Below are 24,154 nucleotides of genomic sequence, written 5' to 3' on the forward strand. Positions count from 1 at the left end.
TCAGGCGTCAGCCCGTGAGCGTACGAGGGTGAAGGTGGCGCCCTCCGGGTCCGCGACGGTCGCCATCCGGCCGTAGGAGGCCTCCCAGGCGGGTTTGACGACGTGGCCGCCGAGCTCGACGACCCGCTCCACCGCCTCGTCCACGTCGGCGACCTCGAAGTGCGTCATCCAGTGCGGCCCCCGGTCGCGCGGCAGCGCCTGCCCGAGGCCGTGCACGGACGCGACCGCCCGACCGTCCACGTGCAGCGTCACATAGTCGAAGTCCGCCGAGACGACCGCTTCGACGGTGCAGTCGAAGACGTTCTGGTAGAACTTCACGACGCTGCTCGTCTCCAGCGTCAGGAGCTCGTTCCAGGTCGGTGTGCCGGGCCTGCCGACCACCGCGGTGCCCAGGTGCGCCGCCGCCTGCCAGAGCCCGAACACGGCGCCCATCGGGTCCGACGCGATCGCGAGGCGCCCCGCGTCGCCCGCGTCGAGGGGCCCCACGCCGACCGTGCCTCCGCAGTGGCGCACCGCCTCCGCCGTCGCGTCCGCGTCGTCCGTCGCCAGGTAGGTCGTCCAGGCGATGGGCAGATGCCGGTCGGCGGGCAGCCGGCCGATGCCCGCCACCTCGTGGCCGTCGAGCAGGGCCCGCACGTAGGGCCCGAGCTGCTCGGGGCCCGGACGGAATTCCCACCCGAAGAGTGACCCGTAGAACTCCTGGGTCGCGGGCAGGTCGCGCGTCATCAGGCTCACCCAGCAGGGCGTGCCAGGCTTGTGCCGGCCCGTCCCACCGCTGTCCTGCCGCACTTTCCCGAAGGGGTCCGACGAGCTCTGTCCCGACGAGCTCTGTTCGGGGGAGACCCCATTCGCCCGCGCCTCGGTCATCGTCACCCTCTCCTCGGCCGCTGTGTGTCGGCCGCTCGGTTCTCATTCGAATGTGCGTGCGGCAGCCATGCCGCGCTGTCCGGCTTCCCGCCGGTAGATGCCCGATTTCTTGCTTCTCATCCGTGAACACGTGATTGCTGAGCGATGTCCGCGCATCGACAGGGCGTGCATGTTTCCATACGCCCCGTGTTCGGCCGTGTCCGGCGGAGCAGGGTAGCCGGACCTTGGCGGCGCGACTACCCCGTACGCAAGGATGGGGCCATGAATGCCATCATCTCCGCATCCGAACTCGTCAGCGAGCTGGCGGGCGAGAATCCGCCGGTCCTGCTCGACGTCCGCTGGCACCACGAGGGCTCGCTGCGCTCCGCGTACGAGGAAGGCCACATTCCGTCGGCAGTGTTCGTCGATCTCGACGCTGACCTGGCCGGTCCGGCCGGTGCGGGCGGCCGGCACCCGCTGCCCGACGTGGACCGCTTCGGCGCCGTGATGCGGGCGGCGGGCGTCTCCCGGGACCGGGACGTCGTCGTGTACGACGGTGGCCAGAACTGGGCGGCGGCACGTCTGTGGTGGATGCTCCGCTGGACGGGTCACACGTCCGTGCGCGTGCTCGACGGCGGTCTCGGTCTGTGGACGGGTCCGCTGGAGAAGGGGGCGGGTACGGCTCCCGCCGAGGGCTCCTTCGAACCGGCGCCCAACAGCAAGGACCTGCTGGACGCGGACTCGGCCGCGGCCCTGGCCCGCTCCGGGCTGCTCCTGGACGCCCGCGCCGCCGAGCGCTATCGCGGCGAGGTCGAGCCGATCGACAACGTGGCCGGGCACATCCCGGGCGCGGTCTCGGCGCCCACTACGGAGAACGTCGCCACGGACGGCCGCTTCAAGTCCGCCGCCGAGCTGGCGGAGCGTTTCGAGAAGCTGGGCGCCGCCGAGACCGCGGAGGTCGGCGTCTACTGCGGCTCGGGCGTCTCGGGCGCCCACGAGGTGCTCGCCCTCGCCGTGGCCGGCATCCCGGCCTCGCTGTACGTCGGCTCGTGGTCGGAGTGGTCGGCCGACCCGGCGCGTCCCGTGGCGACCGGGCCGGACCCGCAGTAAGGCCTTACTGCTTCTCTACGGAGAAATTCATTACGAGGCGGGGGCCGCACCGAACGGTGCGGCCCCCGCCTTCCGGCAGCTGCTTGCCCGCGGCTACTCCTGCTTCTTGCGGCGCGTGCCGAAGACGATCTCGTCCCAGCTGGGGACGGCCGCGCGGCGGCCCGGACGCACGCCGTCGGCCTCGGCCTGGCGGTCCGTCGAGCCGACGAGCCGGTCGCGGTGGCTCGCCACCGAACGCGGCATGAGCACGTCCGCGTAGGCGGCGCCGGCACCGGCTGCCGCCGGCGGCTCCTCGGCATCCGCCTCCTGCTCGGACTCCTCCGGGACGGGCGCCACGGGTGTGACGGTCGGCGGCAGTTCCGCGGTGGCCGCCGAGGGGCGCTCGGGCACCACCATGTCGCCGCGGAAGCTCGGCACCGCCTCCAGGAGGCTGGTCAGCGAGTCGCGCTCCTGCTCGGCGACCGCGGCACCCGCTCCGACCCCTTCCTCCGGCGGATCGGCCGGCGTCGCGGGGATGCTCGGTCGGTCCAGCTGACGGTCCAGGGCGCGGTCGAGCGGCCGGTCCGCGGGGCGGTCCCGCGGAAGCCGTGCGATGCGCGGCACGAACGGGAAGCTGGGCTCGGGTGCGGCGATGTCGTCCGTCTCGCCGATCAGCGAACGCGCTTCCTCGTCCACGGCCTGGACGAGCCGCCGGGGCGGGTCGTACGTCCAGCACGCGGAGTGCGGCTCGGTCGCGACGCGGTAGACGAGCAGGACCTCCCAGGTGCCGTCGTCACGGCGCCAGGAGTCCCACTGGACGGTGTCCTTGTCGGCGCCCCGGAGGAGCAGCCGTTCCTGGACGGCCTCGCCGAGCTGGGGGCCGGTGTTCTCGCCGGGGCGGCGTACGGGAGTCTTCCTGGCGCGCTCCGCCATGAAGGCGCGCTCGGCGAGCACGGGGCCTTCGAAGCGACGGACGCGATCGACGGGGATGCCTGCCAGCTGGGCCACTTCTTCCGCGCTGGCGCCGGCACGTATCCGTGCCTGGATGTCGCGGGGGCGGAGGTGGCTCTCCACCTCGATCTCGATCTGTCCGAGTCGGGGCCTGTCGCCGCGGACGGCCGCACGCAGCCGTTCGTCGATCGGAAGCGTGTACTCCGTGCTGTCCGCAGCCTTCAGCACCAGCCGTGTGCCGTCGTTGCTGACGGCCACGACACGCAGTTCGGGCATGGGGACCTCCCGGGTGGTGCCTGCCGACGTCACGTGCGTCGCTGCTTCCGCTAGTCGAGTGTGGCCTGCCCGGGTGCAGCCTGCCACAACCTTGCCGAGTTGCCCGGCGTGTCGGGCAGGGGCCCTGGATCGCCGTTATGGCACGGTTACCTATTCGCAACGCTAAGTGACGACTTTCGTCACCCTGTGCAGCGAGCCCCCCACCCGGCGGTCCTGCAAGGCCCCGGGCACCCTGGCGGGAGACCGGACCCAGGGCTCGCAACAGTACTCCATTCGGGCCACGCGGGTGGACCGCCGCGCCGCCGAACTTCTCATGGGTGACGGGAGTTGGCGCCCGCCCCTGCCCTGCGCCGCCTGTGCGAGGGTGGCGCACTTCACGTAATCGCCAGAAACGGAACTAATCGCTTCGCCCATACGTCCCTGTCTCGTGCAGTCGGACGAGAAAGGCAGGCAAGGGTCGGAGATGCGTGAAAAGCCGGATTCCGGCAAGGAGTCGAAGGACCAGGGGGAGCCGGAGGAGAAGCGGCGCCTCGATCTGAGTGTGCCGCAGGTGGCGGGGAGCGCCATCGCCGCGGTCGTGGCGGCGAAGCTCGCCTCGAACCTCGGTGTCTACGGGACGATCCTCGGCGCCGGTGTCGTGAGCGCGATCGCGACCTGTGGCGGCACCGTCTTCCAGCACTTCTTCAAACGCACGGGCGAGCAGATACGCGACGTCACGGTGCAGGCCAAGCCGAAGGCGCGGCAGGTTCCCGTGACGGCTGCGACGCCCGTGCCCGAGACGTTCAGGACCTCCACCAGAACCTCCGCCTACCCGGGAGCTCTTGGCGCGACGGGGCCGGTGACCACGACGTGGGGGAGACCGGAAGCGGCCGCCCCCGGCTCCGATGCCGACGCGACCGCGCTGCTGCCCACGGCCGGGGACGTGGATCCGGCGGCGGATCCCACCACGGTGCTGCCCGCCGCGGGAACGGACCCCACGACGGTGCCGCCGCCCGCAGGCGACGCGGACGCCACGACACTCCTGCCCGCGGCGGGAACCGGTGCCGACGCCGAGAGGACGCAGCTCCTCGGAGCGGTCGACGCCACACAGGCGTTGCCGCACGACGACGCCACGCGCGTGCTGCGCACCACGGGCCCCGGCCAGGTGCCGGCGCCGACGACCGCCTTCGAACCCGCGCTCCCGTCGCAGGAGTTCACCGAGGGCACCACGCACCGCACGCAGGTCCGCAGCTGGAAGCGGCCGTTGATCGCCGCTGCCGTCGTCTTCGGTGTCGCCATGGCGGGCATCACCACGTACGAGCTGGTGTCCGGCAAGGACCTGAGCGGCGGCGAGGGCACCACGATCAGCAACGGCGTCTCGGGGCACAACTCCTCTCCGAGGAAGCAGTCCCCGTCCACCGACGAGCCCTCCGGGCAGCCCTCGGACGGCGGTACGTCGGGCACGGGTGACGGCTCCCAGGAGGGCGGCGACAACGCGTCGCAGGACCCGGACGGGACCGGAGGCGACAACTCCGGCAACGGCACGGGCGACAACAACGGCAACGGCAACGGCACCGACTCCGGTTCGAAGGACGACACCGGAAACGGCACCGGCACGGACCCGGACAAGGGCGACGGCTCCGACGCCGACTCCGGGGACCAGGGTTCGACGACGGACCCGACGCCCACGCCCAAGCCGACCCCGACGCCCACGCCCTCGAAGGGCTCGGGCACGGGTGGCGATCCCCAGCAGGGCGTAACGCCCACTCCGTAGAGGTCACTCGGCGGAAACCACTCCGTGGAGGAGGGTCAGGCGCCGAGGATCCGCCGCAGATAGTCGTTGCCGAACATGCGGTCGGAGTCGAGGCGGTCGCGCAGGGCGGTGAACTCGCCGAAGCGCGGGTACTGCTTGGAGAAGTACTCCGCGTCGCGGGTGTGCACCTTGCCCCAGTGCGGCCGCCCCTCGTGCGCGGTGAAGATCCGCTCGGCGGCCGTGAAGTACGCCTGGTACGGCGTGCCCCGGTACATGTGGACGGCGATGTACGCGGTGTCCCGGCCCGACGCCGTGGAGAGCGTGATGTCGTCGGCGGGCGCCGTGCGGACCTCCACGGGGAAGCTGATCCGCAGGCGTGAGCGGTCCACCATCGTCTTCAGCTCGCGCAGGGCCGCCACGAGGGCCTCGCGCGGAACGGCGTACTCCATCTCCATGAACCGCACCCTGCGCGGGCTGGTGAAGACCTTGTAGGGGATGTCCGTGTACGTCCGCGCGGAGAGCGCCTTGCTGGAGATCTTGGCGATGCCCGGGATGGTGGCGGGGAAGGCCCGGCCCACGGAATTGACGACCTGGAAGAGGCCGTTGGAGAGCAGTTCGTCCTCCACGAAGGCGCTGACCTTGCCGGGTGGCGCCGCGGGGCCCGGGCTGCGGTTGTTGCGCTTGGTGTTGCAGTTGCCGGTGTGAGGGAACCAGTAGAACTCGAAGTGCTCGTTCTCGGTGACGAGCGCGTTGAAGTCCTCAGTGACCTCGTCGAAAGTCATCGGCTCTTCACGGGCCGTCAGGAAAAAGATCGGCTCGACGGCGAAGGTGATCGCGGTGATCACGCCGAGCGCGCCGAGTCCGATCCGCGCGGCGGCGAAGACGTCGGGGTTCTCGTCGGCGGAGCAGGTCAGGACCGTGCCGTCCGCGGTGACCAGTTCGAGGCCCACGATCTGCGCGGCGATCGAGGCCGAGTCGCGGCCCGTGCCGTGCGTGCCGGTGCTGACCGCTCCGGAGACGGTCTGCTCCATGATGTCGCCCATGTTCGTGAGCGACAGTCCCTCGCGGGCCAGCGCCGCGTTCAGGCGCTTCAGCGGGGTACCCGCCTCGACGGTGACCGTGCCCGCGGCGCGGTCGACGGCACGGATGCCGGTCAGCAGATCGGGACGTATCAGGAGGCCGTCCGTGGAGGCGGTCGACGTGAAGGAGTGCCCCGTGCCGACGGCCTTCGCCCTGAGGCCGTCCTCCTTGGCGCGACGCAGGGCCGCCGCCAGTTCGTCGACCGAGGCCGGGGTGGTCTCCCTGGCCGGCCGCGCGGTGACGTTGCCCGCCCAGTTACGCCACGTCGCTGTGCTCTTCCCGCTGCCCGTGCCCGTGCTCATGGGACCCTCCCCGTTGCGGAACCGGCCGCTTCAGCCGGCGATACCCAAGGAATCCGACCGCGGCCGCGACGGCCCCGGAGATCCCCGGTACCCCGTACCCGGCCCCCGACCCCGCGGCGTCGATGACCCAGCCGGCCGCGGAGGAGCCGATCGCGACGCCGACCGCGAGTCCCGTGCTCACCCACGTCATGCCCTCGGTCAGTTTCGCACGTGGTACGTGCTGCTCGACGAGGGCCATCGTCGTGATCATCGTCGGTGCGATGGCGAGGCCCGCCACGAACAGCGCCACGGCCAGAAACAGCAGGTTCCCGACCAGTTGCAGCGGGATCATACTCACGGCCATCGCACAGACACCCAGCAGCCACCTGGGGGCGGGCGCCCCCTTGAAGTGCACGAGCCCGAAGGCGGCACCCGCCACGCAGGAGCCGAGTGCGTAGACGGCGAGGACCAGGCTCGCCGCGGACTTGTGGCCCTGGTCCTCCGCGTACGCCACGGTCACCACGTCGATCGACCCGAAGATCGCGCCCGTCGCGACGAACGTGGCGACCAGCACCTGGAGGCCGCCGCTGCGGAGCGCCGACTCCTTGGTGTGGTGCTCGCGCGGGTGCGGCACCGGCTCGGTGGCCCGCTGCGCCGTCAGCCAGAAGACGCCCACGGCGAGGAAGGCGCCCGCGAGCAGCGGTCCGGCCTCGGGAAACCACACCGTGGAGAGCCCGATCGAGATGATCGGCCCGAAGATGAAGCAGACCTCGTCCACCACGGACTCGAAGGAGTACGCGGTGTGGAGCCGCGGGGTGCCGCGGTACAGGACGGCCCAGCGTGCCCGGATCATCGAGCCCACGCTCGGCACACAGCCGACCAGCGCGGCGAAGACGAACAGCGTCCAGTCGGGCGTCTCGAACTTCGCGCACAGCAGCAGCCCCGCGACCGCGGCGAGGGACACCAGCGTCGCGGGGCGGAGCACCCGGCGCTGGCCGTACCGGTCGACGAGCCGGGAGATCTGTGGCCCGAGCGCGGCAGCGGACAGGGCCACGGTCGCCGACAGGGCGCCCGCCAGGCCGTACCTGCCGGTCAGCTGCGACACCATGGTCACGATGCCGATGCCCATCATCGACAGCGGCATGCGGCCGAGGAACCCGGCGGTGGAGAACGCCTTGGTGCCGGGGGCGGCGAAGAGGGCGCGGTAGGGGCTGGGCACGTGGACTCCGCGGAAACGCCGGGGCGGCTCCCGACAGGAGGACCCCGGTAAGGCATGAAGATGGCCGATACAGATTACGGCTCCGACGGGAGTCGGCGCACCGCGATTTCCGGGGTGGCACACCGAGACCCCTTGGGCCTGACGCAGTGTGACTTTTCCGGACGGCGGAGGCCGTTTTCCACCTGTCAGTGGCGGGTGGCAGGATCGGATACATGTCCGATGCGCTGGATCCCACTCCGTATGACGCCCTGCTGCTGCTCTCGTTCGGCGGCCCCGAAGGCCCGGACGACGTCGTCCCGTTCCTGGAGAACGTGACGCGCGGACGCGGCATCCCCAAGGAGCGGCTCAAGGAGGTGGGGCAGCACTACTTCCTGTTCGGCGGGGTCAGCCCCATCAACGACCAGAACCGCGCCCTGCTCGACGCCCTGCGCAAGGACTTCGCTGAGCACGGCCTCGACCTGCCGGTCTACTGGGGCAACCGCAATTGGGCCCCCTACCTGACCGACACCCTGCGCGAGATGGTCACCGACGGCCACCGCCGCATCCTCACCCTCGCCACCAGCGCGTACGCCTCGTACTCGGGCTGCCGCCAGTACCGCGAGAACCTCGCCGACTCCCTCGCCGTCCTGGAGTCCGAGGGCCTGGAGCTGCCGAGGATCGACAAGCTCCGGCACTACTTCAACCACCCCGGCTTCGTACGTCCCATGATCGACGGAGTCCTGAAGTCCCTCGCCGACCTCCCCGACGACGTGCGGGACGGCGCGCACCTCGCCTTCACCACGCACTCGATCCCGAACGCGGCGGCGGACACCTCCGGCCCCGTCGAGGACCACGGCGACGGCGGTGCGTACGTCAAGGAGCACCTCGACGTGGCCCGCCTCATCGCCGACGCCGTCCGCGAGGAGACCGGCACCGAGCACCCCTGGCAGCTCGTCTACCAGTCCCGCAGCGGCGCCCCCCACATCCCGTGGCTGGAGCCCGACATCTGCGACCACCTGGAGGAGCGGCAGGGCGCCGGAGCCCCGGCCGTCGTGATGGTCCCCATCGGCTTCGTCTCGGACCACATGGAGGTCCTGTACGACCTCGACACCGAGGCCGAGGCCAAGGCGGCGGAGCTCGGCCTCCCGGTCCGGCGTTCGGCGACCGTCGGGGCCGACCCGCGCTTCGCCGCCGCCATCCGGGACCTGGTCCTGGAGCGGGCCGCCGTCGAGAGCGGCACCGCCGTGACCCCCTGCGCCCTGGGCTCTCTCGGCGCGAGCCACAACCTGTGCCCGATCGGCTGCTGCCCCGCCCGCACCCCGAAGCCCGCCGCCGCGGGCGCCGACAGCCCGTACGCGTGAGGACCCCCGACGTGACCGACCCCACCGGCCTCAAGGCGGAACTCCTCGCCGTCGCCCTGGAGGCCGCCCACCGCGCCGGGACCTTCCTGCGCGACGGGCGCCCCGACGACCTGGGCGTGGCCGCCACCAAGTCCAGCGCCGTCGACGTCGTCACCGAGATGGACATCGCCTCCGAGAAACTCATCACCGACTTCCTCGCGGAGCGCAGGTCCGCCGACGGCGTCCTCGGCGAGGAGGGCGCGAGCTCCGAGGGCACCAGCGGCGTCCAGTGGGTCGTCGACCCCATCGACGGCACCGTCAACTACCTCTACGGCCGTCCCGACTGGTCCGTGTCCATCGCCGCCCGCAAGGACGGCGAGACACTCGTCGGCGTCGTGCACGCCCCGATGCGCGGGGAGACGTACCGCGCGGTCCTCGGAGAGGGCGCCTACGTCAACGACGTGCCCGCGCGCGTGCGCCCCGCCCCCTCCCTCGACCAGGCCCTGGTCGGCACCGGCTTCGGATATGTCGCCGCGCGCCGTGCCCAGCAGGCCGAGGTGGCCCGCCACTTGATCCCTCGGGTCCGCGACATCCGGCGCGCCGGCTCGGCCGCCATCGACCTGTGCGACGTCGCGGTGGGCCGGCTCGACGCGTACTACGAGCGGGGCCTCAACCCGTGGGACTTCGCGGCAGGCGACCTCGTCGCGCGGGAAGCGGGCGCCCTGACCGGTGGCCGCCCCGGAGAGCCCCTCTCGAGCGAGCTGAGCATCGCAGCCCCGCCCGCCCTCTTCGAGACGCTCCAGGGCCTCCTGGAGGACCTCGGCGCCTGGCACGACTGAGGCACCGGTCCCCGACGGACACCACACCCGCGCAGACAGAAGGGCCCCGGCACCTCATCCAGGTGCCGGGGCCCTTGCCGTTTCAGCTGTGCGGGGCTCGGTCAGGCGTGGAGTACGCCCACCTCGACACCGTGCTCGGCGGCCAGGCGGTGGAGATCTTCCAGTTCCGCCAGCTCGACCTCGGCAAGGAAGTCGTCTCCCGTCTCACGGGCCTTCGTGAGGTCGGACTCCGTGGCCTTTATGCGCTGCAGAAGACCTGCGGTGAATGCGTCCATGGTTGCGCCCCCTCGGCTGGGTCGTGGGTCGATGGCACGGGGGTGTGCCCTCAAAGAAGGGGCGATCACGTCTCAAGCCGCTCTGGGAAAGCGGTTCGTGGCGCGCCACATACAAAGCGTGATCGCGGGTGTAAGGCCGTCCTCCCCTGGCTCCCTTCCGCAGAAACCTCAACGGACCGAGAAAATCCGGCATTCCCGTGGCCCGATCACGTCCACAGGCCGCCTTACAGCCGGTTTATGGCCGAAAGGGGCAGGATGGAGGCCTACCCCCAAGACAGACCTGCCCGCAGGGGCACAGAGGAAGGACAGCGACGTGCGCGTACTCGTCGTCGAGGACGAGCAGCTGCTCGCCGATGCGGTGGCCACCGGACTGCGCCGGGAGGCCATGGCCGTCGACGTCGTGTACGACGGCGCGGCCGCCCTGGAACGCATCGGTGTCAACGACTACGACGTCGTGGTGCTCGACCGGGACCTCCCGCTCGTCCACGGCGACGACGTCTGCCGCAAGATCGTCGAGCTCGGCATGCCGACCCGCGTCCTGATGCTCACCGCGTCGGGCGACGTCAGCGACCGTGTCGAGGGCCTGGAGATCGGCGCGGACGACTACCTCCCCAAGCCCTTCGCGTTCAGTGAGCTCACGGCACGCGTGCGCGCCCTCGGGCGGCGCACCAGCGTGCCGCTGCCGCCCGTCCTGGAGCGCGCCGGGATCAAGCTCGACCCCAACCGCCGCGAGGTCTTCCGCGAGGGCAGGGAGATCCAGCTGGCCCCGAAGGAGTTCGCCGTCCTCGAAGTGCTGCTGCGCAGCGAGGGCGCGGTCGTCTCCGCGGAGCAGCTCCTGGAGAAGGCCTGGGACGAGAACACCGACCCGTTCACCAACGTCGTCCGGGTGACCGTCATGACCCTGCGCCGCAAGCTCGGCGAGCCCGCCGTCATCGTGACGGTGCCGGGCTCCGGCTACCGGATCTGACCGGCGGTGGCCGCGACCCCGGCGCCGCCAGCAGCGCCTCCGAAGCCGACGTGGGACCCGAGGAAGGCCGAGCCGCCGTTCCCCTGGCTGCGCCCGACCATCCGCATACGGCTCACGCTGCTCTACGGCGGCATGTTCCTGATCGCGGGCATCCTGCTGCTCTCGATCATCTACCTGCTCGCCGCCCAGGCCCTGAACGTCGGCAGTGACCTGCCGTTCAGGGTCACGGGCAAGTCCACGGTCAGCAGCAGCACCTGCGCCAACTTCCAGGGGCTCCAGGAGCACCCGACGGAGACGCAGCTGAACGCCGCGCTGAACGAATGCGTCAACCGCATGCGTCAGAACGCCCTCGACAACCTGCTCAGCCGCTCCCTGCTCGCCCTGCTCGGCCTCGCCGTGATCGCCTTCGCCTTCGGGTACGCGATGGCAGGCCGCGTACTGTCGCCGCTCGGCCGCATCACGCGCACCGCGCGCCGGGTGGCCGGCACGGACCTGTCCCGCCGCATCGAGCTGGACGGCCCGGACGACGAGCTGAAGGAGCTCTCGGACACCTTCGACGAGATGCTGGACCGCCTGGAGCGGGCGTTCACCGCCCAGCAGCGGTTCGTCGGCAACGCCTCGCACGAGTTGCGCACGCCCCTGGCCATCAACCGCACGCTCCTGGAGGTGTCGCTCTCCGACCCCGGGGCGCCGCCGGAGCTCCATCAGCTCGGCAAGACGCTGCTGGCCACCAACGAGCGCAGCGAGCAGCTCGTCGAAGGACTGCTGCTCCTCGCCCGCAGCGACAACCAGATCGTGGAGCGGAAACCGGTCGACCTCGCCGAGGTGGCCGATCGCGCCGTCGACCAGGTGCGGACCGAGGCCGACGCGAAGGGCGTGGAGATCCGCGGGGAGCGCGGTCCAGCCGTCGTGCAGGGCAACGGCGTCCTCCTGGAGCGGATCGCCCTGAACCTCGTCCAGAACGCCGTCAGGTACAACGTGCAGGACGAGGGCTGGGTCGAGGTCACCACGGAGGCCCAGCACGGCCAGGCGGTCCTGGTGGTGTCGAACACGGGCCCGGTGGTGCCCGCGTACGAGATCGACAACCTTTTCGAGCCGTTCCGGAGGCTGCGTACGGAGCGGACGGGCAGCGACAAGGGCGTGGGTCTCGGCCTGTCGATCGCCCGGTCGGTGGCGCGGGCCCACGGGGGCCGTATCATCGCGGAGCCGCGTGAGGGGGGAGGGCTCGTGATGCGAGTCACCTTGCCTCTCTGAGAAGCGGCCGCAGACGCGTCGATGTGTTCGCTTTGAGCGGAATTTCCGGGGGTGACTCCCGGGGAGGATGTGTGCGATCGATCACAGAGGCGATTTTTCGGCCATCTACTCTCTGTGATCGTGAAAGTCGTCGGAAAGCCGGGAAAATCCGGGTTTTCGGGAGTCTTGATCACGGGAAGTACACGGGGTGGCGCCCGTGAAGCGCAGTATGAGGACCGTGTACGGTCCCGATCGCCATCCAACAGAACGCCTCTTCAGGGGTGCGGTTGGGTGTCGATTGAGTAACAGACCTTGATGTGAGGCAAAATCTCCGCCTCAGGTCGGGCACAAGTCCGGCCTCTCACGCGTTACGTGCGCTGGAGACACCCGCAGACACCCAGAGGGGGAGAGCGACATGGCAACGGACTACGACACCCCACGTAAGACCGACGATGACGTCAACGAGGACAGCATCGAGGAACTCAAGGCACGGCGGAACGACAAGTCGACCTCAGCGGTCGACGTCGACGAGTTCGAGGCCGCCGAGGGCCTTGAGCTGCCCGGCGCCGACCTTTCCAACGAGGAGCTCGCCGTCCGCGTGCTCCCGAAGCAGCAGGACGAGTTCACCTGCATGAGCTGCTTCCTGGTGCACCACCGCAGCCAGCTGGCCAAGGAGAAGAACGGCCAGCCGATCTGCCGCGACTGCGACTGAGGCGGGGTCGGCCGTGACTGGCTCGACCCCGTTCCGGAAGCGCCGCTTCCGCAAGCGCGGGGCGGACGAAGCCGGCGTCTCGGACGCCGGCGCACGTGACGACGGGCGAGGCTCTTCAGCAGACGGAGCAGCCTCGCTCGAACCGGCGAACGCACTTGAGGCGGTGCCGGACGAGACGGCGGCCGACAAGGCCCCCAGGACCGCAAGGAGCGCCGCTGAGGCCGGGTCCAGGGGCAGCCGTGTCGCCGCCGTCACGCACGGAGTGAGGGAAGGCGTGCGCAAGGGCGGGCGCGGCGCCAAGGCCGGTATCGGATATCTCGCCGACCGGCTGATCGAGAACGCCCCGCGGATCCCGGTCCGCGATCTCGCGACCCTCCGCAAGCAGTTCCCGGGCCTCGGCCCCGAACAGCTCGCGGACAAGCTCGTCGCGGGCGCCGCCAACGCCACGTCCACCGTGGGTGCGGGCGTGGGCGCCGCCGCGATGCTGCCGGTGCCGCCCGCGATGCCCGCCGAGCTCGCGGCGGAGATCACCGGCGTCGCCGCCATCGAACTGAAGCTGATCGCCGAGCTGCACGAGGTCTACGGCCTGCGGCCGGAGGGCAACCTCAAGCAGCGCAGCACCGCCTACCTGAACTCCTGGTCGCAGGAGCGCGGCGTCGAGGTCACCAAACCCTCGACCTTCAACGCCGCCCTGGGCGGCCAGATGAAGCGCGAGCTGCGGCAGCAGATCATGAAGCGGATGGTCCGGAACCTGCCGAACCTCATGCCGTTCATGGTCGGTGCGGCGGTCGGAGCGGTCATGAACCGCCGGGACACCAGGAAGCTGGCCGCCCGGATCCGCAAGGACCTGAGCAAGCACCAGGTGCCCTGGAGCGAGCTGCCCCAGCTGCCGCCCCTGGAGAAGCCGGACAACCCGCTGCGGGTGGGAGAGATCCCCCGCGAGCTGGGGCGCTGAGCCGCGCCCCTCACACGGCCCTGAGTCCGTGCCCCTTACGCGGCGCTCTGGCGCACCGAGTCGAGGACCGCTGCCAGCTCCTCCGGGTGCCGCGTCGAGACGTACACGTACGGAGTCGGGTCCTCGGGATCCGTGATGGTCACGCGCAGCGCCGTCGGGATGTAGGCGCGCAGCAGCATGTACGCGCGCGGGTCCGCCTTGTACGAACGCCAGGCGCGCGTCTCCTCGCCGGTCAGGACCTCCACGTCACCCAGCGCGGACACCGGGATCTTCGCGTCGCCGACGACCAGCGAGCCCGCCACCACGCGAATCCGCACCGCGCCGTACGCGCTGGTGACGACCGCCGCCACCGCCGTGCCGCCGACCAGGCCGCCGAGGAGCGGCAGCGTGCCGAACGGCAGCAGGATCAAGGCCATCGCCACGCCCACCAGGACCGAGGCGAACCACCACGAACGGGGCGCGGTCAGGCGTTCTTCGTAAGGCTGCATGGAACCAAGCTTGGCACGGTGCGGTTACCACGCTGACGCGGAGGTAAGGTCTGCGCCTGTGAGTGGTACATCAGCAGCTCTGACGCCCCCGGCCGACGCCATAGCGCCCGTCCGCCACCCCGACGCACCCGCCCCCGGTGAGCTCATCGGTGCTCACTACGAGCACTGTTTCGGCTGCGGCGAGGGACAGGCGCACGGACTGCACCTCGCGACGCGGGCCGGCGAGGGCGTGGCGGTCACCGCCGAGTTCACCGTGCGCGAGGCGCACCAGGGCGCCCCCGGCCTCGCCCATGGCGGGGTGCTCGCCACCGCGCTCGACGAGACGCTGGGCTCGCTGAACTGGCTGCTGCGCGTGATCGCCGTGACCGGACGCCTGGAGACCGACTTCGCGCGGCCCGTGCCGCTGGGCACCGTGCTGTTCCTGGAAGCCGAGGTCACCGCCGTCGCCGGACGGAAGATCTACTCGACCGCCACCGGACGCATCGGCGGCCCCGAAGGCCCCGTCGCGGTCCGTGCCGACGCCCTCTTCATCGAGGTGAAGGTCGACCACTTCATCGACAACGGCCGCCCGGAGGAGATCCAGGCCGCCATGAACAACCCGGACCAGATCCGGCGCGCACGCGCCTTCGAGGTGAACCCGTGATGCCCTCCCGTGAGCTGGACGTGCTGATCAGGCGCGTCGACCCCGAGGTGCCGCTGCCCGCGTACGCGCAGCCCGGTGACGCGGGCGCCGATCTGCGGACGACGGAATCCTGCGAACTGAAGCCGGGCGAGCGGGTCGTCCTGCCGACCGGTGTGTCGATCGCCCTCCCCGAGGGGTACGCGGCGTTCGTGCACCCCCGTTCGGGGCTCGCCGCCCGCTGCGGTGTCGCTCTGGTGAATGCCCCGGGGACGGTGGATGCCGGGTACCGTGGAGAGATCAAGGTGATCGTGGTGAATCTCGACCCGCGCGACAGCGTGCGGTTCGAGCGTTTCGACCGGATTGCCCAACTGGTCGTCCAGCAGGTCGAGAAGGTTCGCTTCCAGGAGGTGGCGGAGCTTCCCGCATCGGCGCGGGCCGAGGGGGGCTTCGGGTCCACCGGCGGCCATGCCGCCGTGGGCAGCGGTCCGGGTGCGAACCCGGGCGAACAAACGGGTGGGAATCGATACGCATCGGTCGTATCCGACCGGGAAGGACAGTGACGTGTTCGGACGTCGCAAGAAGGACAGTGCCGCCGAGGACGCGGCGGGCGCGGACGAGCAGGTCGTCGACGACGTGCACGGTGACGAGCCCGCGGACTCCGCCGACGCCGCGCGGTCGCGCGTGAGGCTCGAGCCCGAGCCCCGTCCCGACGGTCCCTGGGACCTCTCGGAGGTCCGTGAGCCCGGCGAGGGCCGGGTGGACCTCGGCGGGCTCTTCGTGCCGGGCGTCGAGGGCATGGAGCTGCGCGTTGAGGTCGCGGGCGACGCGATCGTCGCGGCGACCGTCGTGCTCCAGGACAGCGCCATCCAGCTGCAGGGCTTCGCCGCCCCCAAGAAGGAGGGCATCTGGGGCGAGGTCCGCGAGGAGATCGCCTCGGGCATCACCCAGCAGGGCGGTGTCATCGACGAGGTCGAGGGCCCCCTCGGCTGGGAGCTGCGCGCCCAGGTGCCGGTGCAGCTGCCCGACGGCACGGGCGGCGTGCAGGTCGTGCGCTTCATCGGCGTCGACGGCCCGCGCTGGTTCCTGCGCGGCGTGATCTCCGGGCAGGGCGCGGTGCAGCCGCAGGCCGCGGGGCTCCTTGAGCAGATCTTCCGGGACACGGTCGTCGTGCGCGGCGACGGCCCGATGGCGCCGCGCGACCCGATCGTCCTGAAGCTGCCGGACGACGCGCAGATGGTCGCCGAGGGCGTCCAGCAGGAGCAGCAGGAAGGCTCGCGCTTCTCGGGCGGGATGGGGCAGCTGCAGCGCGGCCCCGAGATCACCGAGGTGCGCTGACCACCCAGGTGATCCCAGGGGAGCGCTGACACTCCCTCACATGCGCGGTGGCCCGCGATGGTTCCGGTTCGTCCGGGCCATTGCGGGCCACTTTTGTGTGCGCCCATACTGTGCCGGTCACGCGGGGGGAGACCGGTGCGGTGAGGCGACGGCGGTTGCCCGCGGCGGTGCGGGGGAGCAGACAGCACGGCCTGGTGCTCGGGGCGGCCGGACTCGCGGTGCTGCTCGCCGCGACCGTGCTCGCCGCGCTGGCGGCACTCTCCGAGAAGGCCGTCGAGGGCGGGGTCCAGCGCAGGCTCGCCGCGGACCGCGAAGCCGTGGTCGAGGTCGCGGGAGCCCACCGGACGCGCGGTGCGGCGGAGTCGGACGAGGACGCACGTGCCGCGCTCGACCGCACCTACGGCGATGTGCCCCACCACACCTGGTCCGCGCTGCGCGCGCCCGCGGCCCGCAACGACGAACTCGCCGTCACCACGGCCGCGGGCCGCCCGCGGGAGGACGCCACCCTCTCCGTAGCAGCCGTTCAGGGCCTGGAACGGCACGCCTCGATGGTGACCGGACGGTGGCCGCGCACCGGCGACGGGCCGGTCGAGGTCGCGGTGACCGAGGTCGTCGCCGCGGAGCTCGCCGTGCGGCCCGGCGACGGGATCACGGTGCGGGGCGCGGGCGAGCGGCCGGTGCCGATGCGGGTCGTCGGGGTGTACACCGCCGAGGGGCGCGCTCCGGCCGTGTGGGCCTCGCTGAGCAGTACGTTCGGGACACCCGACTCGATCGCGGTCGTACCCCGCGAGGCCTTCACCCGCACCGAGGGCCTCGCGCGGGACGCCAGGGCACTGTGGCTGGGCGTGCCCCGCGCGGACGGTCTGCGCCTCGACGACATCGAGCCGCTCCAGGAGCGGGCCGAGCGCTTCGCGGGCAGCAACGCGGTCGGCGGCGACCTGACGCTCTCCGCCGGGCTGCGCAGGGCCCTCGACCGGCTCGCCACCCCGATCGCCGTGGCCCGCGCCGGGCTCTACGTCCCCGCCACCCTCCTCGCCGCGCTCGCCGTGGCCGCCCTCGTGCTGACCGCGCGGCAGCTCGCCGAACACCGGCGGCCCGAGCTGGCGTTGCTGGCCGCGCGCGGAGCGGGCACGCGCCGGATCGTCCTGTCGGGCGCCGGGCAGTGGGCCTGCGTCGCCGTACCGGGCGGAGTCGTCGCGCCGCTCCTCGCGGGACCCCTGCTCCACGTACTCGAAGATGCCGGGCTCATCGAGGGAGACATGCCCGGGACGGCGGTGACCGGGCCGGGGTGGGCGGCGGTCGCGGCGGCACTCGCCGTGCATGGTCTGGGGGTGCTCGTGCCGACCGTGCGGGTCGTGCGGGACCGGCGGGCGGTGGCCCGGCTGCGGCTGCGCGTCGCGCGGTTCGCGGGGGCGCAGCGGCTCGGGGCGGATCTGGCGCTCGCCGCGGTCGCCGTGCTCGGCTGGCTGCAACTGCGGCAGTACCGGTCGCCGGTGACCGGCGGCAACGGTGTCGACCCGGTGCTCGTGCTCGCGCCCGTCGCGATGACCGTGGCGGCCGCACTGCTCGTCCTGCGCTTCCTGCCGCTCCTCGCCCGCGTCGTCGACCCGCTCGCGCGGCGCGGGCGCGGCCTCGTCCTGCCGCTCGGCGGCTGGCAGATCGGCCGCCGCGCGGCCCGGCACGCGGGGCCCGCTCTCGTGGTGACGCTCGCCCTCGCCGTCGCCGCCCTGAGCAGTACGGCACTCGCCGTCCTTGACCGCGGCGACCGGGATCAGGCCGCCTTCAGGGTGGGCGCCGACCTGCGCGTGGAGCCGGGCGACGGAGTGCCGCCGGGTGAGCGGCGCGCCGCGTACGAGGCGCTGCCGGGCGCCGAGTCCGTCACGCCCGTGGTCACCACGGAGGGGTACGTCGAACAGGACGCGGTAGCTGTCACCGGCATCAACACCGAGATCGGGCCGGTCCCTTCGCTGCGCGCTGACCTCGCGGACCGGCCCGTGCGGGAGCTCGTGGCGCCGCTCGGCAGAGGGATTCCGGAACACGGGCTGCCGGTGGCGCGGTCGGACACGGGCCGGGGGCGGGCGCCGCTGACGGAACTGCCGCTCCGTGTGCGGCTCTCCGCGGACGGGGGCGGCCGGGTCGTGCCCGTGCGTCTCACCGTCTTCTTCGAAGACGGTGACGGACTGGCCCGTTCGAGCTCCGTGTCGATCAAGGAGGGGGGCGCAAGGACGGTTCCGCTGGAGGTGGGGGCCCGCGGCGAGGGCATACGCATCCTCCAGATCGACCTGAGCATGGTGGGGGAGCGCGTACGGCGCACGTACCGGCTGACGGTCGACCGGGTGCCGGGGCTCACGCGCCCCGCGCGCTGGCGCGACCTGCGGGCGGATCCGCCCGACCGGCGCGCGGCAGGCTGCCCGGACGCCGGACGCGAGGAGCCGGGACGCGGCCGGAGACCACCTTCCTCCGCGACGGCGCCGGGGCCCGTCCTCTGCTCCGACCGGCCCGGTACCGGCAAACTCGTCGACGCGGTGCTGCGGGGGCCGGACGGAGACCTCAAGTACCCCACGTGGAGCGTGCGGCTCGGCACCGACCGCGCCAAGGGCCGCCCGGCCGCGCCCGCCCTCGCCGACGACGCGCTCCTGTCCTCCGGCGCGGTACGGGTCGGCGACACGGTGACGGTGCGGGGGAGCACGGGCGGGAGCGCGCGGGTCAGGATCGTCGGGCGGGTCGCGGCGGTGCCGGGACTGCCCCGCGACCGACCGCGGCTGCTCGCCGACTCCCGTGCGATGGCCGCGCAGTGGACCCTGGGCGGTGCGCTGCCGGGGGCGGAGAGCGCGTGGTGGGTGGGGGTCCGGGGCGGAGACGCGGGGGCGGCCCTCGCGGCGGTGCGGGACGATCCGCGTCTCGGGCACGCGGTGGACGTCCCGTTCGTTCAAGAGGAACTGGCCGCCGATCCCCTCCGGCGCGGGGCGCGCGGGGCGCTCGTCCTGTGCCTGGTCCTTGCGCCCGCCTTCGCCGTCATCGCGTTCACCCTGCACACGGTGGTCTCCGCGCGGTCCAGGGAACGGGAGTTCGGGCTGCTGCGGGCGCTCGGGGTGCGCCGCGGGCAGCTCGCGGCCTACCTGTGGACCGAGCAACTGGCGCTGGCCGCCGTGGCGACGCTGCTCGGCACGGCGCTGGGCGCCGCCCTGGCGCTGCTGATCATGCCGGTGGTGACGGTCGACGCGGAGGGGGACCCGGTCTTCCCGGGACTCGTGGAGTCGGTGCCGTGGGTGCGGGTGACGGCGACGGCGGGGGTGACCGCGGCGGTGATCTGCGGGGTCGTGACGGTGGCGGCGCGGGTCCTCGGACGGGTGGATCTGGCGCGGGTGCTGCGGGCGGGGGAGGGGGTGTGAGGGGCCGGGAGGCGTGGGGGCGGTGGGGGGTGTTCGTCGTGGGGCTCGGGGTGTTGGTCGGGGTGCTCGTCGCCGTGGCCGCCGGGGGACCCGGGGTGGTCGAGCGGCTCGGCGGGGAGGCGCTGGCGGGGCGGTTCGCACAGGTGCAGCGGGCCGCGCCCGGCGTCGTGCACAGTGCTCGGATCGATCCGGAGGACCCACCTCCCGGTGACGAGAGCGATCTCGGGGCGGATCTCGCGCGCTACGGCGCCGTCATCGAGAACGCCGTGCCCGCCGCCCTGCGCGGCAGCCTCGTCCTCGACTCCACCCGGATCGCGCTGCCCACCGTGGACGCGGACGTGGCGGGCGGCGCCTCGCTGTCCCTGGTGTACGCCTCCGACGCCCCCGGACGGGGCGCGTACGTCGCCGGGCGGGCACCCCGCGCGCGAGGGCAGGTCGTGGAGCTCGCCGTGTCCGAGCGGACGCGGGACGCACTCCGGCTGCGCGTCGGGCAGCGGATCGACCTGCGGGGTGGCGCCCTGACGAACGTGCAGGCCGTGGGGCGGCTCGTAGGGGTCTACCGCGCGGAGGGCGGCGACGGAGGACCGCGGGGCCACGGCGAGCGCGCGCACGAGCGTCTCTGGAGCGAGAAACCCCTCCTGTCCCGCCCTCTGCCCGGCCCCGCCGGGACCGCCCCGGACTTCGGCGCGCTCATCGCACCCCGCGCCGCCGAGATCCTGCAGAACCAGGCGGACGCCGAGCTCACCGTCGAGTGGAACATGCGCCTCGACCTGCGGGGCGACGAGGCCGTCCGGTTCGTGGGGGACAGCGGCGCGCGGGACTTCCAGCGGCTCATGGTCCGCTATCCGATCGCCGCCAAGGAAGCCTTCTGCGACGTCGAGACGTACGGCGGCAAATGGTGCGTCCTCGGCACCCATCCCGCCTCCGAACTGGAGAGCGACACCGAACTGACCGGGGCCTTCGAGGAGTTCCGCGGCCGGTGGCGGGAGGCGAACGTCGTGATGTCCTTCGCGCCGGCGTCCCTGCTCGGCGTGGGCCTCGCCGCCGTCATCGTGACCTCACTGCTCGTCGTACGCCGACGGCTCGACGGGGACCGGCTGCGGCGGGCCCGTGGGGCGTCGGGCACCGCGCTCGCCCTGGGGCGCGCCGTGGAGAGCGCGCCCGCCGCGGTGCTCGGCGCCGCCCTCGGCTGCGCGGCCGCCGCCGCGGTGCCGGGGAGTTCTCCCGCGTACGGCCGAGGGCTCGCCGTCGCGGCCGTCTGCTGGCTGCTGCTGCCCGCCCTGACGTGGTTCGCCGTGCGGGACCGCGCCGTGCTGAGGGGAGGGGCGCCGCGCGGTGGCGGGCGCAGGCTGGTGGTGGAGGCGCTGGTGCTGCTGCTCGCCCTCGGCGGTGTCCTCGCGCTGCGGGCGCGGGGCACGGAGGGTGCGGCGGGTCCTGACCCGCTGCTCGCCGCGGTGCCCGTGCTGCTGGGGCTCGCGACGGTCGCGGTCCTCGTGCGGTGCTATCCCTGGCCCGTACGTGCGGTGGCGCGGTGGTCGGCGCGGGGACGGGGCGCCGTGGCGCTCGTCGCGCTGTCCCGCGCCGCCAAGGAGGCTCCCGCGCGCGGGCTCGCGCTGCTCGTCCTGGTGGTGACCCTCGCGGGTGCCGTCTTCGGAGGGCTCGTTCTGGGGACGCTCGTGGAGGGACGGCACACCGCGGCCGCATGGCGGGCGGGTGCGGACGCCTCCTTCCTGGGCGCCGAGCGCTACCCCGGTACGGCGGAGCGTCTTGCACGCGCGCGTGGAGTGCGGACAACGGTGACCGTGCGGCAGTTGCGCGTCGATCCGGTGAGCGGGCGGGACGGGGGACGGTACGGGATCTCCAGCCTGGTCGGCGTGGACGGCGCGAAGCTCCGCGCGGCGGCTCCGGGTTCGTCCGCCGCCCGTGCGCTGCACGACGCCGGACTCACCCGGGGCGGAAGCGGACGCGACATCCGCGTACTCGCCTCCGAGGGGCACACCGGTGACCTGCTCACCTTCACGCGGCTCGGCAAGGAGACACGGCTGCGGATCGTCGGGACGCTGCCGCAGGACGTGGCGCGCGACCCCGCGCTCGGACCCGTGCGCGGCGCCACCACGTCCCGGCAGCACCTCCTTGTCGCCGACAACAGGGACCTGCGGGCCTTCAAGGCCGCCGAGTTCGAGGAGTCCGCGCTCCTGCTGTACGGCGCCCGCATGGACACCGAGGCGTTGCGTTCCCTCGTACCGCGAGCCGCCCCCGGTGCGGCCGGCGGGGAGCTCCGTATCCGCGCCGAGGAGCAGGCGGACGCCGACGACGACCGGCTGATCGCCGCCGTGGCCGTGGCGCACACCGCCTGCACGGCGCTCGCCGTGCTCCTCGCACTCGTCGCCCTCGTCCTCGAACTGCTCCTCTCCGCGCCCGCGCGCGGGCGCACCACCGCCTATCTGCGCACCCTCGGCCTCGGCGGGCGCGCCGCGTCCGCGCTGCACCTGCTGCAACTCCTGCCGCTGGTGCTCGCCGCGGTCGCGGGCGGCGTCGCGCTCGGCCTTGCGCTGCCCTCGCTGCTCGGACCCGCCCTGGACCTGCGGGAGTTCACCGGCGGGCCCACGGCGCCCGTCCGGCACGTCGACGTACTGTTCACCGCGGTCCTGGCCGCGGGACTCTGTCTCCTGGCCGCCGCCGCGGTGGGCGTGGAGACGTGGCTCGGGCGGCGCAGGGGGCTCGGCGCCGTCCTGCGACTGGGGAGAGCGGATGACCACTGATCTGGCCGCACTGGAGGCGCGGGCCCGCGCCGCGGGGCGCCCCGCGGCCGACGAGGGCCTGGTCGTCTGCGACAACCTCGTCCGTGTCTACCGCACCGAGGCGGTCGAGGTGCAGGCCCTCCAAGGCCTCGACCTGGTCGTCTCCGAGGGCGAGTGCGTGGCCCTGGTCGGCGCATCGGGGTCCGGCAAGTCCACGCTCCTGTCGATCCTCTCGGGGCTCGACCTGCCCACCGCGGGCCGCGCGAGGGTCGCGGGACACGACCTGCTCACCATGGGGCGCCGCGAGCGGCTCGGCTACCGCAGGAGCACGGTGGGCTTCGTCTGGCAGCAGACCGGCCGCAACCTGCTGCCCCATCTGACCGCCCTGGAGAACGTGGCGCTGCCGATGAAGTACACGCGCGTGCCCCGTCGTACGCGACAGGAGCGGGCGGCCGAACTGCTCGGCGTACTCGGTGTGGCGCACTGCCGCGACCGGCGGCCCGACGAGCTCTCCGGCGGCGAGCAGCAGCGGGTGGCCGTAGCGGTCGCCACCGCCAACTCCCCGCGCGTCCTGCTCGCCGACGAGCCCACGGGAGAGCTGGACACGGCGAGCGGCGAGGACGTCTTCGCGGCGTTGCGGCACGCCAACGAGGAGCTCGGCGCGACGGTCCTGATCGTGACGCACGACCCGCTCGTCTCGGACCAGGTGCGGCGCACGGTGCGCATCCGTGACGGACGCACGTCCACGGAGACACTGCGCGAGCAGGGCGGCGACGGCGAGGAGTTCACGGTGCTGGACAGGGCGGGGCGGCTGCAACTGCCGGGGGAGTACGTCGAGAGGTACGGGCTGCGGGGGCGCGTTCGGCTGACGGCGGAGCCGGGGCATGTGGGGGTCTGGCCGGACAGGGACCGGCCCGCGGCCGAGTCCTCCGGGAGGTCCTGACGCACGCGGGCAATCCGCGCTGATACGGGTATAGGCGTGCCGGGCACCGGGTGGTGATACTGACGCCCGGCCCCCGTGCACCGGGGGGCGGAACGGGGGAGCGGGCGATGGCAGCGGTGGGCACGGGGGATACCGGCGACATGGTCGTCGTCGAGGATCTCCACCGGACGTACGGCTCCGGCGCGGCGGCCGTCCACGCCCTGCGCGGTGTCTCCTTCACCGTCCCGCGCGGCGAGCTCGTCGCGCTGAAGGGACGCTCCGGGTCGGGCAAGACGACTCTGCTCAACCTCGTCGGCGGACTGGACGGCCCGGACCACGGCAAGATCGCGGTGGACGGCGTCGAACTCGCGGGTCTCGGTGAGAGCGGCCTCCTGGAGCTGCGCCGCGACCGGCTGGGCTTCATCTTCCAGTCCTTCGGACTCATCCCCATCCTCACCGCGGCCGAGAACGTCGGCGTCCCGCTGCGGCTCCGCAAAACCGACCCACGCGCGCGTGAAGAGCGCGTCGCCCTCCTCCTGGCCCTCGTCGGACTCGCGGACCACGCCGCGCAGCGCCCCGGTGAGCTCTCGGGAGGGCAGCAGCAGCGCGTCGCCATCGCCCGTGCCCTCGCCAACAGACCCGCCCTCCTGATCGCCGACGAACCCACCGGACAGCTGGACGCCGAGACCGGGCTCGCCGTGATGGAGCTGTTGCGCGCCGTCGTCCGCAGCGAGGGCGTCACCGCCCTCGTCGCCACCCACGACGCGGCACTCCTCGACCTGGCCGACCGGGTCCTCGAACTCCGCGACGGCGAGATCGTCACGCCCTGAGCAGGCACTCCACCGGCGCCACCGCCGCCCCGCACCGACCCATCAGGGTT

21 protein-coding genes are annotated in these 24,154 nt (G+C 72.7%); 15 read left to right on the plus strand and 6 right to left on the minus strand.

Going from position 1 to position 24,154, the window contains the following annotated elements:
* Complete coding sequence (locus DEJ47_RS28940; protein WP_150173110.1) at positions 1–726, minus strand: VOC family protein; 726 nt, start codon at positions 724–726, stop codon at positions 1–3.
* Between the two features lie 402 nt (positions 727–1,128).
* Between DEJ47_RS28940 and DEJ47_RS28950 the strand changes: the two genes are divergently transcribed.
* Positions 1,129–1,956 (plus strand): sulfurtransferase, encoded by an 828-nt coding sequence (locus DEJ47_RS28950; protein ID WP_150173114.1) that lies wholly within the window; start codon positions 1,129–1,131, stop codon positions 1,954–1,956.
* Positions 1,957–2,049: 93 nt separating this feature from the next.
* Here the strand turns inward: DEJ47_RS28950 and sepH are convergent, their stop codons facing one another.
* The gene (gene sepH / locus DEJ47_RS28955; RefSeq protein WP_150173116.1) at positions 2,050–3,195 is read right to left on the minus strand and encodes a septation protein SepH; all 1,146 of its coding nucleotides are present in this window, start codon (positions 3,193–3,195) and stop codon (positions 2,050–2,052) included.
* Between the two features lie 430 nt (positions 3,196–3,625).
* Between sepH and DEJ47_RS28960 the strand changes: the two genes are divergently transcribed.
* Positions 3,626–4,915 carry a hypothetical protein gene (locus tag DEJ47_RS28960; protein WP_150173118.1) on the plus strand — a complete coding sequence of 430 codons (1,290 nt, stop codon included), beginning with the start codon at positions 3,626–3,628 and terminating at the stop codon, positions 4,913–4,915.
* Between the two features lie 35 nt (positions 4,916–4,950).
* Here the strand turns inward: DEJ47_RS28960 and DEJ47_RS28965 are convergent, their stop codons facing one another.
* Both DEJ47_RS28965 and DEJ47_RS28970 read right to left on the minus strand, forming a co-directional pair.
* A complete protein-coding gene (locus DEJ47_RS28965; RefSeq protein ID WP_150173120.1) occupies positions 4,951–6,276 on the minus strand; it encodes a D-arabinono-1,4-lactone oxidase in 1,326 nt (441 codons plus the stop codon).
* Entirely contained in the window at positions 6,230–7,474 is a 1,245-nt protein-coding gene (locus DEJ47_RS28970) for an MFS transporter (protein WP_150173122.1), read from the minus strand. Before DEJ47_RS28970 ends, DEJ47_RS28965 begins: the two co-directional genes overlap by 47 nt.
* Positions 7,475–7,686: 212 nt before the next feature.
* Between DEJ47_RS28970 and DEJ47_RS28975 the strand changes: the two genes are divergently transcribed.
* Positions 7,687–8,814 carry a ferrochelatase gene (locus DEJ47_RS28975; RefSeq protein ID WP_150173124.1) on the plus strand — a complete coding sequence of 376 codons (1,128 nt, stop codon included), beginning with the start codon at positions 7,687–7,689 and terminating at the stop codon, positions 8,812–8,814.
* A gap of 11 nt (positions 8,815–8,825) precedes the next feature.
* On the plus strand, positions 8,826–9,632 hold the full coding sequence (locus DEJ47_RS28980; RefSeq protein ID WP_150173126.1) for an inositol monophosphatase family protein: 807 nt from the start codon (positions 8,826–8,828) through the stop codon (positions 9,630–9,632).
* Between the two features lie 101 nt (positions 9,633–9,733).
* Here the strand turns inward: DEJ47_RS28980 and DEJ47_RS36625 are convergent, their stop codons facing one another.
* Positions 9,734–9,907 carry a hypothetical protein gene (locus DEJ47_RS36625; RefSeq protein WP_165283794.1) on the minus strand — a complete coding sequence of 58 codons (174 nt, stop codon included), beginning with the start codon at positions 9,905–9,907 and terminating at the stop codon, positions 9,734–9,736.
* Between the two features lie 313 nt (positions 9,908–10,220).
* Here DEJ47_RS36625 and DEJ47_RS28985 point away from each other — a divergent pair, with 313 nt between their 5' ends.
* From DEJ47_RS28985 to DEJ47_RS29000, 4 genes are all read left to right on the plus strand, one after another.
* Positions 10,221–10,874: a response regulator transcription factor gene (locus DEJ47_RS28985; protein WP_062780089.1), complete on the plus strand. Its 654-nt coding sequence runs from the start codon at positions 10,221–10,223 to the stop codon at positions 10,872–10,874.
* Positions 10,875–10,880: 6 nt separating this feature from the next.
* On the plus strand, positions 10,881–12,128 hold the full coding sequence (locus tag DEJ47_RS28990; RefSeq protein WP_150173128.1) for a sensor histidine kinase: 1,248 nt from the start codon (positions 10,881–10,883) through the stop codon (positions 12,126–12,128).
* Between the two features lie 394 nt (positions 12,129–12,522).
* Entirely contained in the window at positions 12,523–12,819 is a 297-nt protein-coding gene (locus tag DEJ47_RS28995; protein ID WP_055563079.1) for a DUF4193 domain-containing protein, read from the plus strand.
* A gap of 13 nt (positions 12,820–12,832) precedes the next feature.
* Positions 12,833–13,774, plus strand: coding sequence for a hypothetical protein (locus DEJ47_RS29000; protein WP_150173131.1), 942 nt, complete (start codon positions 12,833–12,835; stop codon positions 13,772–13,774).
* A 35-nt stretch (positions 13,775–13,809) separates the two neighbouring features.
* Here DEJ47_RS29000 and DEJ47_RS29005 read toward each other — a convergent pair whose 3' ends face one another.
* Positions 13,810–14,262, minus strand: a complete 453-nt coding sequence (locus DEJ47_RS29005) for a DUF3093 domain-containing protein (RefSeq protein ID WP_150173133.1) — start codon at positions 14,260–14,262, stop codon at positions 13,810–13,812.
* A 58-nt stretch (positions 14,263–14,320) separates the two neighbouring features.
* On the opposite strand from DEJ47_RS29005, the gene DEJ47_RS29010 reads away from it, so the two are divergent.
* The 7 genes from DEJ47_RS29010 (at position 14,321) to DEJ47_RS29040 (ending at position 24,104) form a co-directional block, all read left to right on the plus strand.
* The gene (locus DEJ47_RS29010; protein WP_150173135.1) at positions 14,321–14,905 is read left to right on the plus strand and encodes a PaaI family thioesterase; all 585 of its coding nucleotides are present in this window, start codon (positions 14,321–14,323) and stop codon (positions 14,903–14,905) included.
* The gene (gene dut / locus DEJ47_RS29015; RefSeq protein WP_150173137.1) at positions 14,905–15,444 is read left to right on the plus strand and encodes a dUTP diphosphatase; all 540 of its coding nucleotides are present in this window, start codon (positions 14,905–14,907) and stop codon (positions 15,442–15,444) included. The genes DEJ47_RS29010 and dut overlap by 1 nt, the downstream gene beginning before the upstream one ends.
* A gap of 1 nt (position 15,445) precedes the next feature.
* Complete coding sequence (locus DEJ47_RS29020) at positions 15,446–16,219, plus strand: DUF3710 domain-containing protein (RefSeq protein ID WP_150173140.1); 774 nt, start codon at positions 15,446–15,448, stop codon at positions 16,217–16,219.
* Positions 16,220–16,359: 140 nt separating this feature from the next.
* Entirely contained in the window at positions 16,360–19,611 is a 3,252-nt protein-coding gene (locus tag DEJ47_RS37450) for an FtsX-like permease family protein (protein WP_263398908.1), read from the plus strand.
* Positions 19,608–22,373: a hypothetical protein gene (locus DEJ47_RS29030; protein WP_150173142.1), complete on the plus strand. Its 2,766-nt coding sequence runs from the start codon at positions 19,608–19,610 to the stop codon at positions 22,371–22,373. Before DEJ47_RS37450 ends, DEJ47_RS29030 begins: the two co-directional genes overlap by 4 nt.
* Positions 22,363–23,295 (plus strand): ABC transporter ATP-binding protein, encoded by a 933-nt coding sequence (locus tag DEJ47_RS29035; protein ID WP_150173144.1) that lies wholly within the window; start codon positions 22,363–22,365, stop codon positions 23,293–23,295. The genes DEJ47_RS29030 and DEJ47_RS29035 overlap by 11 nt, the downstream gene beginning before the upstream one ends.
* A 107-nt stretch (positions 23,296–23,402) precedes the next feature.
* Positions 23,403–24,104 carry an ABC transporter ATP-binding protein gene (locus DEJ47_RS29040; protein WP_150173146.1) on the plus strand — a complete coding sequence of 234 codons (702 nt, stop codon included), beginning with the start codon at positions 23,403–23,405 and terminating at the stop codon, positions 24,102–24,104.
* Positions 24,105–24,154: the final 50 nt, after the last annotated feature.

It is taken from the genome of Streptomyces venezuelae, assembly GCF_008642355.1.
GTDB lineage: Bacteria > Actinomycetota > Actinomycetes > Streptomycetales > Streptomycetaceae > Streptomyces > Streptomyces venezuelae_B.

Bases quoted from the DNA above. Each gene is read 5' to 3' on its own strand.
- DEJ47_RS36625 (WP_165283794.1), bottom strand. From the start codon at position 9,907: ATGGACGCATTCACCGCAGGTCTTCTGCAGCGCATAAAGGCCACGGAG.
- DEJ47_RS28995 (WP_055563079.1), top strand. From the start codon at position 12,523: ATGGCAACGGACTACGACACCCCACGTAAGACCGACGATGACGTCAAC.
- DEJ47_RS28960 (WP_150173118.1), top strand. From the start codon at position 3,626: ATGCGTGAAAAGCCGGATTCCGGCAAGGAGTCGAAGGACCAGGGGGAG.
- DEJ47_RS29040 (WP_150173146.1), top strand. From the start codon at position 23,403: ATGGCAGCGGTGGGCACGGGGGATACCGGCGACATGGTCGTCGTCGAG.
- DEJ47_RS28965 (WP_150173120.1), bottom strand. From the start codon at position 6,276: ATGAGCACGGGCACGGGCAGCGGGAAGAGCACAGCGACGTGGCGTAAC.
- DEJ47_RS29035 (WP_150173144.1), top strand. From the start codon at position 22,363: ATGACCACTGATCTGGCCGCACTGGAGGCGCGGGCCCGCGCCGCGGGG.
- dut (WP_150173137.1), top strand. From the start codon at position 14,905: ATGCCCTCCCGTGAGCTGGACGTGCTGATCAGGCGCGTCGACCCCGAG.
- DEJ47_RS28975 (WP_150173124.1), top strand. From the start codon at position 7,687: ATGTCCGATGCGCTGGATCCCACTCCGTATGACGCCCTGCTGCTGCTC.
- DEJ47_RS28940 (WP_150173110.1), bottom strand. From the start codon at position 726: ATGACGCGCGACCTGCCCGCGACCCAGGAGTTCTACGGGTCACTCTTC.
- DEJ47_RS29005 (WP_150173133.1), bottom strand. From the start codon at position 14,262: ATGCAGCCTTACGAAGAACGCCTGACCGCGCCCCGTTCGTGGTGGTTC.
- DEJ47_RS28950 (WP_150173114.1), top strand. From the start codon at position 1,129: ATGAATGCCATCATCTCCGCATCCGAACTCGTCAGCGAGCTGGCGGGC.